This window comes from Streptomyces sp. NBC_00370 (genome assembly GCF_036084755.1).
GTDB lineage: Bacteria > Actinomycetota > Actinomycetes > Streptomycetales > Streptomycetaceae > Streptomyces.
On the sequence record NZ_CP107968.1, the window covers coordinates 8,500,212 to 8,515,426 of the forward strand.

At 67.9% G+C, this 15,215-nt stretch carries 17 protein-coding genes and 1 pseudogene; 10 read left to right on the plus strand and 8 right to left on the minus strand.

Annotated elements, in window-relative coordinates:
* Positions 1 to 740 precede the first annotated feature (740 nt).
* Both OHS57_RS37250 and OHS57_RS37255 read left to right on the plus strand, forming a co-directional pair.
* Positions 741 to 1,058 carry a helix-turn-helix domain-containing protein gene (locus tag OHS57_RS37250; protein WP_328584914.1) on the plus strand — a complete coding sequence of 106 codons (318 nt, stop codon included), beginning with the start codon at positions 741 to 743 and terminating at the stop codon, positions 1,056 to 1,058.
* Positions 1,059 to 1,277: 219 nt separating this feature from the next.
* Positions 1,278 to 1,412, plus strand: coding sequence for a hypothetical protein (locus tag OHS57_RS37255; RefSeq protein ID WP_328584915.1), 135 nt, complete (start codon positions 1,278 to 1,280; stop codon positions 1,410 to 1,412).
* 191 nt (positions 1,413 to 1,603) lie between these two features.
* On the opposite strand, the gene OHS57_RS37260 is transcribed toward OHS57_RS37255, so the two are convergent.
* Complete coding sequence (locus OHS57_RS37260) at positions 1,604 to 2,200, minus strand: TetR family transcriptional regulator (RefSeq protein WP_328584916.1); 597 nt, start codon at positions 2,198 to 2,200, stop codon at positions 1,604 to 1,606.
* Positions 2,201 to 2,254: 54 nt separating this feature from the next.
* Here OHS57_RS37260 and OHS57_RS37265 point away from each other — a divergent pair, with 54 nt between their 5' ends.
* The 3 genes from OHS57_RS37265 to OHS57_RS37275 all read left to right on the plus strand — a co-directional run bounded on the left by OHS57_RS37265 (position 2,255) and on the right by OHS57_RS37275 (position 4,229).
* On the plus strand, positions 2,255 to 3,151 hold the full coding sequence (locus OHS57_RS37265; protein WP_328584917.1) for an NAD(P)H-binding protein: 897 nt from the start codon (positions 2,255 to 2,257) through the stop codon (positions 3,149 to 3,151).
* 136 nt (positions 3,152 to 3,287) lie between these two features.
* The gene (locus tag OHS57_RS37270; RefSeq protein ID WP_328584918.1) at positions 3,288 to 3,917 is read left to right on the plus strand and encodes a DUF2461 family protein; all 630 of its coding nucleotides are present in this window, start codon (positions 3,288 to 3,290) and stop codon (positions 3,915 to 3,917) included.
* 144 nt (positions 3,918 to 4,061) lie between these two features.
* Positions 4,062 to 4,229 carry a hypothetical protein gene (locus OHS57_RS37275; RefSeq protein WP_328584919.1) on the plus strand — a complete coding sequence of 56 codons (168 nt, stop codon included), beginning with the start codon at positions 4,062 to 4,064 and terminating at the stop codon, positions 4,227 to 4,229.
* Between the two features lie 219 nt (positions 4,230 to 4,448).
* Here OHS57_RS37275 and OHS57_RS37280 read toward each other — a convergent pair whose 3' ends face one another.
* Together OHS57_RS37280 and OHS57_RS37285 are read right to left on the minus strand one after the other, a co-directional pair.
* Positions 4,449 to 4,967, minus strand: a complete 519-nt coding sequence (locus tag OHS57_RS37280) for a hypothetical protein (protein ID WP_328584920.1) — start codon at positions 4,965 to 4,967, stop codon at positions 4,449 to 4,451.
* Positions 4,968 to 5,402: 435 nt separating this feature from the next.
* Complete coding sequence (locus OHS57_RS37285; protein WP_328584921.1) at positions 5,403 to 7,259, minus strand: hypothetical protein; 1,857 nt, start codon at positions 7,257 to 7,259, stop codon at positions 5,403 to 5,405.
* Positions 7,260 to 7,586: 327 nt separating this feature from the next.
* Between OHS57_RS37285 and OHS57_RS37290 the strand changes: the two genes are divergently transcribed.
* Together OHS57_RS37290 and OHS57_RS37295 are read left to right on the plus strand one after the other, a co-directional pair.
* On the plus strand, positions 7,587 to 7,745 hold the full coding sequence (locus tag OHS57_RS37290; protein WP_328584922.1) for a hypothetical protein: 159 nt from the start codon (positions 7,587 to 7,589) through the stop codon (positions 7,743 to 7,745).
* A gap of 266 nt (positions 7,746 to 8,011) precedes the next feature.
* Positions 8,012 to 8,311 carry a hypothetical protein gene (locus tag OHS57_RS37295; RefSeq protein ID WP_328584923.1) on the plus strand — a complete coding sequence of 100 codons (300 nt, stop codon included), beginning with the start codon at positions 8,012 to 8,014 and terminating at the stop codon, positions 8,309 to 8,311.
* 149 nt (positions 8,312 to 8,460) lie between these two features.
* On the opposite strand, the gene OHS57_RS37300 is transcribed toward OHS57_RS37295, so the two are convergent.
* Positions 8,461 to 8,736 (minus strand): hypothetical protein, encoded by a 276-nt coding sequence (locus tag OHS57_RS37300; RefSeq protein ID WP_328584924.1) that lies wholly within the window; start codon positions 8,734 to 8,736, stop codon positions 8,461 to 8,463.
* Between the two features lie 76 nt (positions 8,737 to 8,812).
* Positions 8,813 to 9,400: an Imm21 family immunity protein gene (locus OHS57_RS37305; RefSeq protein ID WP_328584925.1), complete on the minus strand. Its 588-nt coding sequence runs from the start codon at positions 9,398 to 9,400 to the stop codon at positions 8,813 to 8,815.
* A gap of 93 nt (positions 9,401 to 9,493) precedes the next feature.
* Between OHS57_RS37305 and OHS57_RS37310 the strand changes: the two genes are divergently transcribed.
* Positions 9,494 to 10,039 carry a hypothetical protein gene (locus tag OHS57_RS37310; RefSeq protein WP_328584926.1) on the plus strand — a complete coding sequence of 182 codons (546 nt, stop codon included), beginning with the start codon at positions 9,494 to 9,496 and terminating at the stop codon, positions 10,037 to 10,039.
* A 568-nt stretch (positions 10,040 to 10,607) separates the two neighbouring features.
* On the opposite strand, the gene OHS57_RS37315 is transcribed toward OHS57_RS37310, so the two are convergent.
* The 3 genes and pseudogenes from OHS57_RS37315 to OHS57_RS37325 form a co-directional block, all read right to left on the minus strand.
* Positions 10,608 to 10,880: a CPCC family cysteine-rich protein gene (locus tag OHS57_RS37315; protein WP_328584927.1), complete on the minus strand. Its 273-nt coding sequence runs from the start codon at positions 10,878 to 10,880 to the stop codon at positions 10,608 to 10,610.
* A gap of 404 nt (positions 10,881 to 11,284) precedes the next feature.
* Positions 11,285 to 12,205, minus strand: a pseudogene (locus tag OHS57_RS37320) (RHS repeat-associated core domain-containing protein); the annotation flags it as partial.
* Between the two features lie 251 nt (positions 12,206 to 12,456).
* Positions 12,457 to 13,350 carry a LysR family transcriptional regulator gene (locus OHS57_RS37325; RefSeq protein WP_328584928.1) on the minus strand — a complete coding sequence of 298 codons (894 nt, stop codon included), beginning with the start codon at positions 13,348 to 13,350 and terminating at the stop codon, positions 12,457 to 12,459.
* Positions 13,351 to 13,489: 139 nt separating this feature from the next.
* Here OHS57_RS37325 and OHS57_RS37330 point away from each other — a divergent pair, with 139 nt between their 5' ends.
* Both OHS57_RS37330 and OHS57_RS37335 read left to right on the plus strand, forming a co-directional pair.
* The gene (locus OHS57_RS37330; RefSeq protein WP_328584929.1) at positions 13,490 to 14,308 is read left to right on the plus strand and encodes a 3'(2'),5'-bisphosphate nucleotidase CysQ; all 819 of its coding nucleotides are present in this window, start codon (positions 13,490 to 13,492) and stop codon (positions 14,306 to 14,308) included.
* Positions 14,309 to 14,351: 43 nt separating this feature from the next.
* Positions 14,352 to 14,948: an NADPH-dependent F420 reductase gene (locus OHS57_RS37335; protein ID WP_328584930.1), complete on the plus strand. Its 597-nt coding sequence runs from the start codon at positions 14,352 to 14,354 to the stop codon at positions 14,946 to 14,948.
* Positions 14,949 to 15,215 lie beyond the last annotated feature (267 nt).

A 15,215-nucleotide genomic window follows, 5' to 3' on the forward strand; every position in this document is an offset into this window, starting at 1 on the left:
CTGATGAAGACGCGAAAATCTATGTCGGCTGGAGTAGACATTGGGGGGTGGTGTGGTTATGGTTTCTCTCGTAGCCGAGATCAGCAGGGCCCGGCAGATACGAACTGGCGGGAGTAGGAAAGGTAGTTGCAGTGTGCAGGACGGTGCGGTGGTGGAGTTTCGAAGCCAGGGCTGGTGCAGGACGGCGACGGGACTGACGGCCGGACCGGGTGGCCCGCGGTGATCAGGGGCCGCCGTGGTGGTATCGCGATGGCGGTACCGGTAGGTGAAGTGCGCAGTACCCAGCAGTGAAGGTGAGTGAGCAGCACCCTGGTGAAGGCGTCGGCTGCGGGCGCGCGCATCGGGAGGTTCGGCAGTGGGGTTCCAAGCCGGAGCAGACGCAGGAGTGGCGACGGGGCTGGCTGCCGAAGAGTGACGCTTGTCCAAGGTCACCAGCAGTACGAGTAGTGCGCAGTACCAGCAGTACGAAGTGAGTTGGTCCAGAGGGAAGAACGGAGGAGCCAGGCGCCATCAGGATCGCCCGGACGGAGTGTTGAGTCCGGGTACCGCAGGACATCGATAGTGAGGTGGTCTCCGGTCAAGCAACCGCGATCCCCGCAAGTCCCGTCCTCTCCCGGGTGGGCGTGCGGACACAGAAGGCCGGCGCGGTACTGGGGCCGGCAGATGGTGTAGCAGTTCCTTCGGGGCCTTGGTGCCATATGGCACCAAGGCCCCTCCAGCGTGTTCCACAGAGAGGCGAGATGACAGCAGACGACTCGTTCGGCCGTCTCGACGACGACGACTACCCCGCCTACACCATGGGCCGGGCCGCCGAGATGCTCAACACCACCCAGGGCTTCCTCCGCGCCATCGGCGAAGCCCGCCTCATCACACCCCTGCGCTCCGAGGGCGGACACCGCCGCTACTCCCGCTACCAGCTGCGCATCGCCGCCCGCGCACGGGAACTCGTCGACCAGGGCACCCCGATCGAGGCCGCGTGCCGCATCGTCATCCTCGAAGACCAACTCGAAGAAGCGAAACGCATCAACGCCGAACACCACCGCACCGCCGCCAGTTGACTGACGTTCACGCCTTCGTGCTGATGCGTGTACCTACGGTCTAGTGCTCTACGTCGTAGCCATCGCAGAGGGCAAGGACGATCTCCATAGCCGTGCTGACCGATCCGGCCCGGCTCAGCTGCCGCCCCCGGCTGGTCGGGCGACAAGGTCCTCTACAGCGACCACTATCGGGCCGAATTCGCCGACGGACCCGGCTACACCGACGCCCAGAAGGCGGAGGTGGCACGGTTCCGGGAGCGGCTGATTGAGCTGGCCGTGACGGTGACGACGCACCCGTATTGGGCAACCTTCGAAAGCGGTATCGTCGCCGGGCGGATGGAGCTCAAGCAGATCACGATGGAGCCGACCCCGTGAATGCCGCGCATGATGCGGTGACAGATCCACCCACTCGTACCCGGATCGGACTGTGCCTGGAGCCCTCCAGCGCAGGCCGTGATCGCGGGTCAACTCCTGCGCAGCGCCCCCGCGGAAGCGGCCCTGACCGGTGGCCCGTGGCGACGCGTGCACTGGGCTGCGGAGTCTCTTTCGACCGGGAGCGTCGCCTGTCACTGCAGTTGGTTGAATGCCTGGTCGGCATCGGCTACGGCCTCGGGGTGGACGTCGTGGGCGATTCGACCGTCGGCGATCTTCTGCCAGTTGGTCCGGGCGAGCACCCGTTGGACCGCGAGTATCTGGGCGGCTCGCAGGCGTGCCTGGATGCCTTCGCCGAGGGCGTCTGCCAGTGCCTCCTCATCCTCGAGTTGGTACCGCGTGAGCCGTCCTGCCAGGCTCGGTGTGGTGAAGACCAGCCGATGGAACGCCACCACCTCGGGATGATCGTTGAGGCCGGTGACAGGATCGTACCGATCGAGGCCGTCCCGGAAGTGGCGGTGCAGCGCCGTCATCGGCTTGATGCCGGACCTGCGGTCACGTAGGACGCGTGCCGCCTCGCCCTGGTGGTCCGCGAACCGGTGCAGCACCAGGTCTTCCTTGGTGGGGAAGTACCGGAAGAGGGTCGGCTTGGAGATCTCGGCCGCAGCGGCGATGTCGTTGACCGAGACGCGGTCGAAGCCGCGCTCCAAGAACAGCGAGACGGCCGTGTCGCCGATGGCGTCGCGCGTCCGTTCCTTCTTGCGTGCCCTGAGTCCGGTCGGCTCGCTCATATGACCAGAGTAACATTTATGACCGAGTTGCTTTTTTAACCGAGTAACGTTTCCATGGGTGGCATGAATCAGATAGACATTCCTCCCGTGCTCGTAACCGGGGCGACGGGCCGGGTCGGCCGCGTCGTCATCGACCGTCTCCTCGACGCGGGTGTGCCGGTCCGCGCCCTCATCCATCGCTCCGAGGCGGGGGCGAAGCTGCCTGCGAAGGCCGAGGTCTTCACCGGCGACCTCACTGTGCCCGAGTCGCTCGACCCGGCATTGGATGGAGTCGGTGCGGTCTTCCTCGTGTGGACCGCTCCGCCTCAGACCGCCGCGGCAGTCGTCGAGCGGCTGGCAGGCCACGTGCAGCGGGTCGTCTTTCTCTCCTCCCCGCACCAGACGCCGCACCCCTTCTTCCAGCAGCCCAATCCCATGGCGGTGCTGCACGCCGACATCGAGCGGCTCATCGCGGCCACCGGACTCGAGTCGACGATCATCCGGCCTGGGATGCTTGCGTCGAACTCGCTGGCCTGGTGGGTGCCCGCCATCCGGGCCGGTGAGGTAGTCCGGTGGCCTTACGGCGCTGCCGAGACGGCACCCGTCGACGACCGCGACGTCGCAGCCGTCGCGGCGCGGACGCTGTATCAGGACGGATACGTCGGAGGCGACTACGTCCTTACGGGCCCCGAATCGCTGACCCACGCCGCGCAGGTGGACGTTATCGCTGACGCCTTGGGGCGCCGGATCGCATTCGAGGAGATGACGCCGGACGAGTTCCGGAGCCTGTCGGAGGGGACGGCGCCCAGCTCGGTCGTCGACATGCTGCTCGCCGCGTGGAGTGCGGCGGTCGGACAGCCCGCGTACATCACCACTGCGGTGGCCGACATCCTTGGGACGGCGCCGCGAACGTTTCGCCAGTGGGCCGCCGACCATGCCACCGTCTTCACGGAGGGTTCGGAGGGGTCGTAACCTCGTTGACACCGATCGACGTTCCCGGCAGCGGAGCCCTCAGTCCGCCGCAGCACCTCCCACCGTGTCTGGGGTTACGCCTCGCTGCCCGCCTTACTCTCCCCGCGCGCGGATCATGGGGAGCTATCCTGCGGGCATGCGCGGACAGTTCACCGGCTGGCCGGAGCGGGCCATGGACGTGTTGTTGCAGCTCCAGGGCGAACCGCCCCATGCGACCCGCGAGCGCTATCGCGCGGACCGCGAACGCCTGGTCCGGCAGCCGATGATCGCCCTGCTCAACGAGGTCGCGGACACCGACCGCCGGTACGAGGACTTCTCCGTCTGGCACTACCGCACCGACTCCTGGTGGTGGCAGCACCAGGGCGCGGTGATCCGGCTCGGCCGCAAGATCGAGATCGGTCTCCGGTTCGACCTGGACGGTCTGCGGATCCAGGGCGCCTGGTGGTACCCCGATCCCGGCCAGGTGGACATGTTCCGCAAAGCCGTGGCCTCCGAGGGGAGCGGCCGCGAACTGTCCGCCATCGTCGAGGACGTGCGGAAGAAGGGCTACGACATCTCCGGGGACGTGATGAAACGCCCCCCGCGTGGCTATCCGGCGGACCACTCCCGTACGAACCTGCTGCGCCACCGTTCGCTGATCGCCGCCCGTCCCCTCGGCTGCGAGGAGTGGCTGCACACACCCGAGGCGCTGGAGCGGGTCCTCTCGGCCGCCGCCGACCTGGACGCCTTGCTGATGTGGCTGGTTCGCCACGTGCAGCGCGCCTGACACGCCCAGCCCCACCTCCAACGCCCGCAGCCGGCCAACGCGCCGTGCGGCGTGTTGCCTTGCTTGCGGGGCGGGGCCGGATCACCGTTCAGTCGGATCCGGGATCTTCGCTTCCCGTACACGATCAGCGCGACGCTCGACGAGGTGGTCGGCCGGCAGTACACCAGGGCCGTCTGCTCACCCGCTGTCCTTGGTGACCGGTTGGCCGCCTTCGACCACGATCTACGCGCCGCCCTCACAGCCGCCGAGCCCTCCGGCGCCTTCGTCGACAGCACAGAAGCTCAGCTCCTGCTCGCCGGACGTCCCAACTGACGGCTGCAGGAACTGCCCTGGCCACAAGCCTCGTTGTGGCCCTCTGGCTCACGTGGTTCGTCATCACATGGATCGGTATGCCGGACTCTTACCCGGTCCCACTGTGCGGAGAGGGCAACGTCCCACCCTGGTGGCCAAGCGTCATCCCCGCCTGACGGCCCGCACCCGTGGACAGTCTCGGCCAAGCCGGACAACGAGGTGCGGGCCGCCCGGCCACGACTACGAGGCCTGCTGGACGCGCTCGGCGTTGCCCTTCTTGATGGTCACTTCGACATTCAGGTTGCCGCTCTTAGCAGCGGCATCAAGCTCGTCCGGACTGCACTTCTCGGCTTCCGACGTCTCGGGATCTCCGCAGATGTCGCCACCGACAATTTCGGTGTCCACGGCGACCCAGAAGGCACGCTCCCCGACCAGCAGTTTGCCCGGCGCCAAGTAGGTCAGTACGCCACTGAACGTCCCGTCGGCACCAGGGGCATCGGGGTTGTCGACAGGACCGTTGTCAGTGCCACTGCCCGCGGCGTCATTGGCATCGTCGTCCGAACCCGAGTTGGCACTGTCGTCACTGTCGCTCGTGGTGGGATCGGCACTCGCGCCGGGACTCGCGCTGGCGCTGGAGTTGGAGTTGCTCCCGGAAGCGTCGGCGACGGAGTCGGAGTCGCACGCCGTGAGGAGCAGGCCGGCGGCGCTCAGGATGGCCAGAGCGGCGAGCGTGCGGGTGCGCGTACGGCTGAGTCGCATGTGGAGTGCCCTTTCGGCGTTGTTCCTTGTTGATCTCAACTGATCAAACGCCAGACGCAGCAGCCCGGTTCACCCCCACCCACCCTGTGACACAGTCAGGATGAATCGCTGGTATCCGTTACAAGACACTCCGCCTGGGTGTCGGCTCGCTTGGTAGCCGCGGCCGGGGGGGCAGGAACCAGGCAGCAGTGCCATGACGGTGGACTGCGTCCGACCTTCCGTCGATCCCGGCTGCACGACTTCCGCCGATGCGCGGCCCCCTCATGCTCACCGCCGTCATCGACGGGAAGATCATGTCGTGACTCCCTCGGGCACAGTGACACCCGCGTCAGGCCGGACATCTACCAGAGCGCAGATGCTGCGACGTATTGGCGACACAGCAGCGGCAGTCTTCTCGGCATGAATGCCGAGAACCACGAGCCCACCGGATCCGTCTCAGGGAACTTCACCGGTGGGTGAACTGGATCCCATCGCTGTGGCGTGGCGGTGTACAAGAGCGGTCCGGCTGCGGAGGTTGAGGACACCCAGCAGGCGGGAGATGTTGCGGCGTTCGGCCATGGAGATCAGGGCACACAGGGCGACGGTCGCTGGGACCTTGTTCCTGTCCTGGACGGCGAGGCGCATGAGCCGGATCAGGAAGTCATTGCTGTCGTGGTCCAGTTGGGGGATCGACTGGTGGTCTCCGTGGGCGGCGAGGCCGAGGGCTTGGCTGATCCACCGGTCGAAGACTTCCACGGTTTCCCAATCGACCTGACTGGCGTCGACGGTGCCCAGGACGTCAGGGGCCAGCGGCACCCGGTGGGCGAGCACCGGCGAACGGTGGTCGGTGCGGGGGGTGTCGAGAACGGCTGCCAGGGGGAGAGTGATGCAGGTGGCGCAGGGGTTGCTGGAGCCCTGACAGGCGAGGTGCCATGCTTCGCGGCTGGGCAGATGGTCACCGTGCGGGGTTGTTGTCCGAAGGGCGGTGATGATCTCGGGGGCGACTTGGTGCGCGGCGCCGGCAAGGAGGTGCCCGGGGCTGTAGCGGGAGATCACCAAGGCCCACAGGTACCAGTTCAGAGTGCCCAGGCAGCCGGATGACTGGTCGGTGCCGGTCAGGATGCCCGTGACGTTGCGCAGAAGGCATCCGGCGATTGCGTGGTGGGACAGGGAGCGGTCGACGCCTTGAGCGTCGAGCTTGCCGATCAGGTAGCGGGCGTGGGTCAGGACATTTCCGTAGGCGCAGTCGTAGGGGATGTCGTAACAGCCGGCTGCCCAGATGCTCAGGCTCATCTCGGTGAGCTCGTCGGGAAATGGGGCGCGGCCGTGCCAGATGTAGCCCGGGCCGGCACAGTCATAGCCGTTGACCAGCCACCACAGGTCGTCGCTCACCCCGTCGGGCATAGCCAGGCCGGTGTCGGGCACGGTCGTGGTGAGGGCGTGCACACATTCCTGAAGGTCGATGTCCATGGCGCCGGCAGTGACCTCGACCGCGCTGACCGGAGCATCATCGGTCCCTGAGCGGGGCTGGGGAAGGTGGATAGCGTGGGAGGTGAAGCCGTCCCTGACGACGAGAGCATGGTCGTCGATTCCGCACATGAACCACCCCATGGACTCGCGGTCGGCAGTGCCGTAAGTCATTGCCCATGAGCCGGTCCAGCCGTACACGCAGGTCGGGGTGTTGCCGGTCCGCCAGCCGAAGCCCAGGACCTCGCACAGTTCCTCCCAGTCGTCGGGAGGCGCGAAATTGCGGCGTCCCAGGTCCTTGGGCGGCAGCGAACACACGGAGGCCAGCCGAACCGGATCCGGGCCGGCGTCGCTGACTTCAACGGTGATCAGTGCGGCGTGCTCAGGTGCGATCACCGGGGCGGCTTGGGCAGCGAGGGCGCTGATCGCGGCGGTCAGGATGTTCATCAGCCATACGTCGAGCACCTGAGGTTGGTCGAGGAGGCGGGTATGTTCGGCCCATTGCCGCACTGCGGCCAGCATGGGCGACATCAGACCTACCGGCAGCCGCTGGCTGGCCTTCTCCCTTGCATGGCGGTCCGTGACGCTCAGCGGAACACGTGCACCGCGGCACTCACACCACAGAAGGGTCACGCAGGCGTCGATCATCGCCGCCATGCCTTCGACAGCCATTGAGGGGAGGTACTGACTTCTGCTCTGGCAGTGCCTGACCAGATCCTCGCGCACCGGCCACACCTCGTGCAGCGGGTGAGGATGGCCAACGAGCGGCACCGAACCCCGCTCCTGAGCAAGGCGGATACTCGGCCGCAGCCAGGTCACGACGGGGTGGACCAGATGGGGATTCATGCACTCTTCTCCCAACGCAGCAGACCTTGCCGTGAGCTCGCGCAAGCAGAGCAGATGCCCACTCACCCGCCTCTTCACCTTCGCCCGCAGCAGGGCGCGAAGGAGATACACCGCTCGATAAACACCCTGAAAGGATGGTCCGCTCACTGGCCGTCAGCATCGACGCAACAGGCAACGTGAAACAGGCGCGAACTGCTACCGCGGCCGCCATGCGGCGGGGAGCCTAGACAGGCCCTTGCAGGTCAGCAATATCGCAGAACGATTCCGGTAAGAGGGCGGGACAGGGTGAGGCTGCGTGCTGGTCGGCGGACCGGGCATCGGACAGGTATGAAGCCCCTCATCGTGGCCGCCTCGGAGCTGGCCCAGGACAACAGGCCGGACGGACCCCCATGGTTCAAGTGGGCGTTCCTGGCCGTGTGGTTCGTCATGGCCTCAGTGGTCATCTACAAGCTGTATCAGGACGGCCATTTCAGAAGACGCCGCTGATAGTCCCGTCACATCGGTGCCCTCGAACGGGCCGGCCCCACCCCCGCCCGGAGGTCCGCCCGTTCAAGGGCCCCAGCCCGGGATGCGCACCGGCCGCGCACAGTTCGGAGCCCCGGGAACGAACGGGGAGGCGTTCCCGGGGCTCCGCTACGGGGCCTGCTCAACGACGGTCTGCCGTAGAGGTCACTGCGGTGGCTCTCTCGCCGTGCCAGGTCAGGCAGGCCGCCAGAGCCTGAACCTCTCGGGGCCCGACGTGGAGGTCAGCTATGCCCCGCCCCATTTGGTCGGACGCCCTGGAGGAGCTGATCGAGGCGAAGGGTGAGGGAAAGATGCCCCCGCAGCCTAAGGAGGAGGCACAGCCGACGGGTCGGATCGTGGACCTGATGGCGGCGCTGGAGCAGTCCGTGAAGGCCGCCCGTGACTCCCGCGGCGACGACCCGGACGGCGAGCACGTTACCGTCCACGACCTCGACTCGCCGACGAAGAAGAAGACCGCGGCCAAGAAGACGGCGCCGAAGAAAGCGGCCGCGAAAAGGACCACGGGCCGCAAACCACGCTCCGCCTGATCGGGCCCCCTGGAGAGGTGGGGGCTACGCCAACGCCTCTACGGCAGCCTGTTCCTTCGTGACCAGCTTGAGCTCCAGCCGCGCGGCGACGACGCCGCCGTCGAGCGTGGCCCAGTACGGGTGCGTCGTCACCGTTGCGGACAGCTCGATCAGCCGCTCCCGGAACCGGGCGTCCTCCGCCTTCGGGCGTCGGTGTAGCCGGGGCTGTCGGGGAACTCGGGGCGGTTGTGGTCGCTGTAGAGCATCTTGTCGCCCGACCATCCGGGGGCGGGGTCCACGCTCCAGGGCAGCCCGGCACAGAACGTGCTGTACGCCGCCACGGTCTGGTGCAGCTCGCGCTGCGCGTCCAGGAGGTCTTGGGGGAAGTCGTTCGTCGCCACGCCCAGATAGTGCGTCCGTTCGATTGTGATCTCGTGGGACGCCACGCGGTACTCCTCCGAGCAGTTCGGCCCGAGCTGTCCTGTGTCCTCGAACTCTGACCGATTGCCACCGAAGTCAGCGTCAGGAGCGACCGTTTTCGGCGACGAGTTGCACCAAGCCGACCCATGGGAAGTCGCCGCTCTTGTGGACCGCACGCACCCTCCACTGGCCTGCCGGGAGCTGCACGGGGGCCTGATCCGGCTGGCCTCCGTCGGGATAGTCCACTCCCAGATCGGCACCCGCTTCGGCCGAATCCATCAACACTGCCGGGCCGTCGGTGGCCCACAGTCCGCTGTCCTCCCAGGCGGTGTCCGGATCGGCCAGAAGCGCCTCGGCTGCCGTGAACAACTCGGCCTCGGAGTCCGCGGCAAGCCACCGCACGAACAGCAGCTTCTCCGGCAGGAAGCACGTCTTTGCAGGTTCATCGGCCAGGACAAGAGCAGTAGCGGCGCCCGCACCGACGGCGATCACACCGGCCCAGTCCTCCACCTCGCAGGCACGGTCGTAGTCATCACGGCCATCGGCGTCACCGTTGATAGAGCCGTCTTCTGTGCATCCACCCCAGGTGCTCACCGAGGACGTCGGAATGACGATCAAGGGGCCGCCCATCGACCGGACCCACATCAGCCCAGCGCGGTCACAGCGATCAGTGTCATGAGAAGCGTCCATGCACGCAGTCTGCCGCCCTCCACTGACACCGCTCGGAGGCCAGAGCCTGGCCGGCCTTCTGGCGCCGCAACAGGTTCACTACCCTCGGCCGGTATGACGAGCCCTTCCCCGGCGCCGAAGTCGCGCTTTCTCATCGTGCACGACTACGGCATGGGGGGTGCGTGGTGGTGGGTCCACGCGCGCTCTCCCCGAGAGATCCTTGAGACCTTCGCGGAGGTCGAGGTGGTCGACAGTCCTGAGGCCATCGAATGGGCTGACCGGGACCTTGACGAAGTCGACATTGACGAGCCGGCTATGCCTCCGGGCCTGGACGGGCTGCGGGCCAAGCGCGACGCCCAGCGCGGCCGCCCCGGTTTCGGCGCGCTCGCAGACCGGAGCATCGTGCACCTGCGGCGTCGCTGGGACGGCGACGGCGATGAACCAGCGACCTACCTCATGGAGGTCGGCTCCGACGGCCGCAGGTTGCGCCAGGTGGAGCTCAGTGACAACGGAACCGCGCTGAAGAGCGGCCCAGAGGACTGGCCGTTCAATCCGCCGGTGGTGGACCTGTTTGACCCTGAGTGGGCGGACATGGAAATCCACCCGGCCGAGTTCGAGGCAGCATGGCTCCAAGCACGTCACGTCGGCAATGAGCAATAAAGGAGCGTTGCCACCGCGCAGCGTGTCGGCGTACTCGCGTATGTGGCTCTGGCAAGTTTTTCGTAGGCGGAGATCATCGCGGTGGCACGGTCGGCCGGTCCGCAGGTGGGCAGCCTGTGACTGTGCTCTGTTGAACTGGCAAGCTTGTTAACGCAGTTGTCCGATGTGCAGGTGGTTTCGGTTGAGGTATCCGATGCCGCGGTGGTGGTCCGTGCCCGCACGAGATCCGGTGAACCGGCGGGATGCACGGGATGCGGCCGGCTCAGTGAGTGGTGCCACAGCCGCTACGCACGGCGCCTCACCGACGTCACGCTCGCAGGCCGCCCTCTGCTCATCGACCTGTCCGTACGCCGCCTGTACTGCGAGAACACGACCTGCCCGAAGACGACCTTCGCCGAGCAAGTACCGGGTCTGACCGTGCGCTACCCGCGGCGGACACAGCAACGGCGTGACCTGCGGGACCGGCCTCGCCCAGCGGGTGCGGGTACGGCTGTCGCGGGCCTTCTACGACGAGAAGTCGCGGGTGTGACGGGCGGGCCGGGCAGGCAGGGGAGGGGACCCGTCGCCGTCAGCCGCCCGGCAGTTCCTCCGGGAGCGGGTCCCGCACCCGGCCGGCCCTGCGCTGCTCCGACGCCCCGAACTCGGCGTAGTTCTGCCGCGCTTCGCGCAGCGTCACGTGGTTGGGGCCGCCGACGTAGCGGTCCGGGTCGCTGTAGTCCGACCCGTCGTCCTCCCAGCCGCACACCGGGCAGATCTCGTAGAAGCCCCGCTCGGCCAGCGTCAGATTGCCGCAGACGAGGCAGGGCACGCGGGCGGCGGCGGCCGGATCGCTCTCGGTCATGGACGGTGGCCTCTCCTCGGCGCCGGGCGTCCCGTCGTCCGTCAGAAACCCTCGACGCCCGGCTGTTCGTCCCAGTACCTGCGGGCGTTCGCCCCCGTCGAGTTTCCGTTGCGGTCGATGGAACTGTCGAAGTACGAAATGATCTTACCGGTCCTGAGGTCCTTCACGGCGAACTCGTTGGTCGAGGGGTCCCAGCGGTAGACCTTGTTCTCCATGATGGGCTCCTTCTCCCGCACACCGGGCTGTTTCGACCCCGAAGCGAAGTCGTCGGCGGCCTTGGCGTAATCGTCCTCGTCGTAGAGGTGCAGGTCACGGCCATGATCGTCGAAATGCCTGGTCAGCCCCGCCGGGCTGGTCCAGTTCTGCTTGGCCTTCTGGATGTCCTCGGGGGTGTCCCCGTACCCCGGCGTCAGGCCCAGCAGGTCGAACCAGGTGAGCGGGTTGCCGACGTACGCCACCGGGTTCGGGGCAGGCGTGAGGCCGAGCGGATCCGGACCGAGGTAGCGCGCGGTCTCCGGGTCGTACGCACGGAAGTAGTTGTGGTGCAGCCCCGACTCGGTGTCGAAGTACTGGCCGGGGAAGCGCAGCGGTGTGTACGCGGCCGCGTTCCGGTTCCAGGTCGTCGTCCCCCACAGGGTGGCCCGGGTGCGCCACGCGACCGTGCCTTCCTCCCCGATCAGCTCCTTCGGAGTGCCGATCAGATCCGTGACGACGGCGAAGAAGCGCTCGTCCACCGTGCGTCCCGCGGTGTCGCCGACGCGCTCCCGCTGGGTCAGCGGTTGGTGTCCGTCGTGGTCCCAGGTGACTGTCACCGGCGCGGGACCGCCGGTCGTGGTCTGTTCGCACAGCGTGGTGCCGTCCCAGGTGAAGACGGTCTCGTCGGCGACCTCACCGCCCGGCGTCAGGCGCTGCTTGGCGATACGCCGCCCCAGCCCGTCGTGGCGGTAGCGCCAGCGGGTGCCGTCCGGGGTGACGACTGCCGTCATCCTGCCCTCGGCGTCCCACTCGTAACGCCAGGTCTCGGGCTTGCGGGAGAGCCGCTTACGCTGCCGCAGCACGACCCGCCCCGCCGCGTCGTGGCGGTAGCGGACCGAACCCGCGCGGATGATCCGGGTGCCGGTGTAGACGCGCTCGCCGCGTGCGTCGCCGCCGGGATGTCGGTCGGGCCACCGCGCCTCGATCTGGTTGCCCGACGTGTCGTAGCGGTACGACTCGGACCAGCCGTCCGCCTCCACGGCGGTGACGCGTCCCGCCGCGTCCAGCGTGAACGACCTCGGGCCGTCCAGCGCGTCGTCGATCTCCAACGGCAGGCCGTCGGCCCGGTACGGTAGGTCCTGTGCCAGTGAACGGCCGACTCCTGGACAGTAGTTGAGGTACAGGAAATCCCGGTGAGATTGATCTGCACAGCGGCGAGCCGCGATGGTGAGCCGCAGGCGTCTGTCTGGCCGCCTCCACGGCCAGCACCCGCACGGACAAGCCGCTGCTGACGTTCAAGACGTTCAAGCAGATCGCCATGGTGGTCGCGTGGACCGTGGACGCATGAGTGACGCAGCCACGGCGCCGACTACGACGCTCCTCACCCGGCCAGCGCGGTTCGCGCCAGTCCGCGCAGCCAGGCGTGGGCGTGATCGGTGTCGTAGCGCTGATGCCATGACAGGTATATCGGTGCCGACGGCAGTTCGAGCGGGAGGGGGAGCACGACCAGGCCGAGGTCGGCGACCGCTGACCGCGTGGTGGCTTCGGGGACGCTGATCAGGATGTCGGAGCCGCGCGCGAACTCCAGAGCGGCCCCTTCCGTGGGCGCGGTCGCCACCACACGGCGGGTGAGGCCGAGCCGGGCGAGGGCGTCGTCGATGGCGTTGGTGAGGTTTCCACGTCGCGAGACGGTGACGTGTTCAGCGTCGGCGTACTGCTGTGCGGTGAGGGTCCTGGCGCGGGTGAGGGGGTGCCCCTGCCTCGCGACGACGACGAGGCGGGTCTCGCCCACGTTCTCGGCACGGATGTCCGGTGCGCTCGGGCGGTTGGAGTTCGCCTCCAGGTCGACCTCGCCGCGCCGCAATTCGGGGGTGTCGATGCTCGATTCCGCGACGAAGCGCAGTCGCACGCCCGGCGCCTGTCCGCGCACGGCCGCGAGCAGTGCGGGGCCGCTCAAGGCGACGAGGGAATCGTGCCAGCGGAGTGTGAACGTGCGCTCGAGCGTTGCCAGATCGAGTTCACGGCTCGGTGCCAGCACCCCCTGGACCTGGTGCAGCAGCTCGTGCACCTGTTCCCGGACGGCGATCGCATACGGCGTCGGGGTCATCGTGCGGCCGGTGCGCACGAGGATCTGATCCCCGGTCGTGCGCCGGATCCGGCCCAGACTGCGGCTCATCGCGGGGGCGGTGACGTGCAGGCGCGCCGCCGCCCCGGCCACACTGCCCTCCTCCAGCAGCGCGTCGAGCGCGGCGAGCAGGTTCAAATCCAATTGCATGTGAGTAATTCTAACCGTGCCTGACATGCATTTGAAGTTAATCGACGGGCTGCCTACCGTTGAGGCGAAAGCGCAAGAAGTAACGCGCAGTTCGGCCCTCGACCGGCCTCAGTACCCCTCCTCAGACGGGAATACCGCCATGTCCGAAACGCTCCAGACCACCGACGTCGCCGCCTCCGACGCCGACCTGCTCGCCCAGACCGCGATCGCCGTGCGTGAGGCGGGTTCGGCGCTGCGCGAGCGCTTCGGCGAGGTGGTCCGCTACCAGAGCCGCCAAGAGCTGATGCGCGCGCTGGCCGTCAACGACGACGCGGCTCTCGACATCCTGCGTCCCCGTCTCACGAGCCTGCGTCCGCAGGCCGGCTGGGTGGAGGACGAACTGGACGGCGGGGCGCTGCCGGCCGGCGAGTGGTGGGTCGTGGATCCGGCCGAGGGCAACGTCAACCACCTGCACGCCCTGCCGGAGTGGGCGGTGACCGCCACCCTCGTGCGGGAGAACCAGCCGGTGCTCACCGCAGTGCACCTGCCGTTGACCGGCGAGACCTACACCGCGCTCACCGGCGCGGGGGCCCACCTCGACGGCCGGCCGCTGCACGTCTCCCAGACCGCCGACCTCGGCCTGAGCATCGTGGCCACCAGCCAGGCCCGGCCGGACGAGGACGAAAAGGTCGTGCGGCGGGTCGGTTCCTCGATCACCGCGATGCTCTTCGACGCGCTCGTCGTCCGCGTCGCCGTGCCCGCGACCCTGCACCTGCTGAACGTAGCCGCCGGCCGGATCGACGCCTTCTGGCAGTTCGCCGGCGCCCGCGCGGACCTGCTTCCCGGAGCGCTGCTCGTCACCGAGGCCGGCGGGCGGATCTCCGACGCCGAGGGCCGCCCCTGGACCCCCCAGAGCCAGAGCTTTGTGGCCGCCGCGGCGGGCGTGCACGCCGAGGCCGTGTCCACGCTCTCGCGCTGACCGCGCACTACAACCCGCACGCCCACGGAAGGACCAGATCATCATGACCAAGATCGCAGTTCTCGGAAACGGCCGCGTCGGCGGCAACCTGGCCGCAGCCCTCGCCCGGGCAGGACACGAAGTGACAGTGGCGGACCGCACGCCGGGCGCCGCCGCCGATGCCGCCCGGACTGCCCGGATCGTCATCAACGCCACCCCGGGCGCCGGCTCGCTGGACCGGCTCGCCGCTCTGCGCGAAGAACTCCGGGACAAGATCCTCGTCGATGTCTCCAACGCCACCACCGACGGACCGGACGGGCTGCCCGCCGATCTGATCTACCCCGGCTCGAGCTTGGCCGAACAGCTCCAGAAGGCGCTCCCCGAAACGCGCGTCGTCAAGACACTCAACACCATGCTCTTCCCGGTGATGACCTCGCCGGACACGCTCGCCCAGACACCGACCGTGTTCCTCTCCGGCGAGGACGCGCAGGCCAAGCAGAGCGTCCGCGAACTGCTCACCGACCTCGGCTGGCAAAAGGAATGGATCACCGACCTCGGCGGGATTCAGAGCGCCCGCGCCACGGAGGCCGCGATCCTGTTCGTCCCTCACGTCATCCGTTCCACCGGATTCACACCCTTCGCGATCTCAGTCGCCCGCTGACTGTCGAGCTGCGCCGGCTGGAGGTAGCCGGAGCCGGCGCGTGGCATGGATGGGTTCCCGGTGGGACACGATCGTGGGATGTACGGTCCGACTTGGTGGCGGAGTCGACGTTGCCCTACGGGCGTCAGGCAGAAACTCTCGCTTCGTCAGTCATCCGCCAGAACTTCACCCCGGCGACGTCCTCTTCGCCGGCGTCGTGCCAAGCCCGGCCCGCCGCATCAAGGAACCCCAGCCAGACCGCTACCGCAAAGGCGTACTTCCTCCGCG

What these genes read in the sequence shown, in the direction of transcription:
- OHS57_RS37285 (WP_328584921.1), bottom strand. Translation starts at nt 7,259, where the DNA reads ATGAATCCCCATCTGGTCCACCCCGTCGTGACCTGGCTGCGGCCGAGT.
- OHS57_RS37315 (WP_328584927.1), bottom strand. Translation starts at nt 10,880, where the DNA reads ATGACCGAGAGCGATCCGGCCGCCGCCGCCCGCGTGCCCTGCCTCGTC.
- OHS57_RS37290 (WP_328584922.1), top strand. Translation starts at nt 7,587, where the DNA reads ATGAAGCCCCTCATCGTGGCCGCCTCGGAGCTGGCCCAGGACAACAGG.
- OHS57_RS37335 (WP_328584930.1), top strand. Translation starts at nt 14,352, where the DNA reads ATGACCAAGATCGCAGTTCTCGGAAACGGCCGCGTCGGCGGCAACCTG.
- OHS57_RS37260 (WP_328584916.1), bottom strand. Translation starts at nt 2,200, where the DNA reads ATGAGCGAGCCGACCGGACTCAGGGCACGCAAGAAGGAACGGACGCGC.
- OHS57_RS37280 (WP_328584920.1), bottom strand. Translation starts at nt 4,967, where the DNA reads ATGCGACTCAGCCGTACGCGCACCCGCACGCTCGCCGCTCTGGCCATC.
- OHS57_RS37250 (WP_328584914.1), top strand. Translation starts at nt 741, where the DNA reads ATGACAGCAGACGACTCGTTCGGCCGTCTCGACGACGACGACTACCCC.
- OHS57_RS37325 (WP_328584928.1), bottom strand. Translation starts at nt 13,350, where the DNA reads ATGCAATTGGATTTGAACCTGCTCGCCGCGCTCGACGCGCTGCTGGAG.
- OHS57_RS37305 (WP_328584925.1), bottom strand. Translation starts at nt 9,400, where the DNA reads ATGGACGCTTCTCATGACACTGATCGCTGTGACCGCGCTGGGCTGATG.
- OHS57_RS37270 (WP_328584918.1), top strand. Translation starts at nt 3,288, where the DNA reads ATGCGCGGACAGTTCACCGGCTGGCCGGAGCGGGCCATGGACGTGTTG.
- OHS57_RS37295 (WP_328584923.1), top strand. Translation starts at nt 8,012, where the DNA reads ATGCCCCGCCCCATTTGGTCGGACGCCCTGGAGGAGCTGATCGAGGCG.
- OHS57_RS37265 (WP_328584917.1), top strand. Translation starts at nt 2,255, where the DNA reads ATGGGTGGCATGAATCAGATAGACATTCCTCCCGTGCTCGTAACCGGG.
- OHS57_RS37330 (WP_328584929.1), top strand. Translation starts at nt 13,490, where the DNA reads ATGTCCGAAACGCTCCAGACCACCGACGTCGCCGCCTCCGACGCCGAC.
- OHS57_RS37310 (WP_328584926.1), top strand. Translation starts at nt 9,494, where the DNA reads ATGACGAGCCCTTCCCCGGCGCCGAAGTCGCGCTTTCTCATCGTGCAC.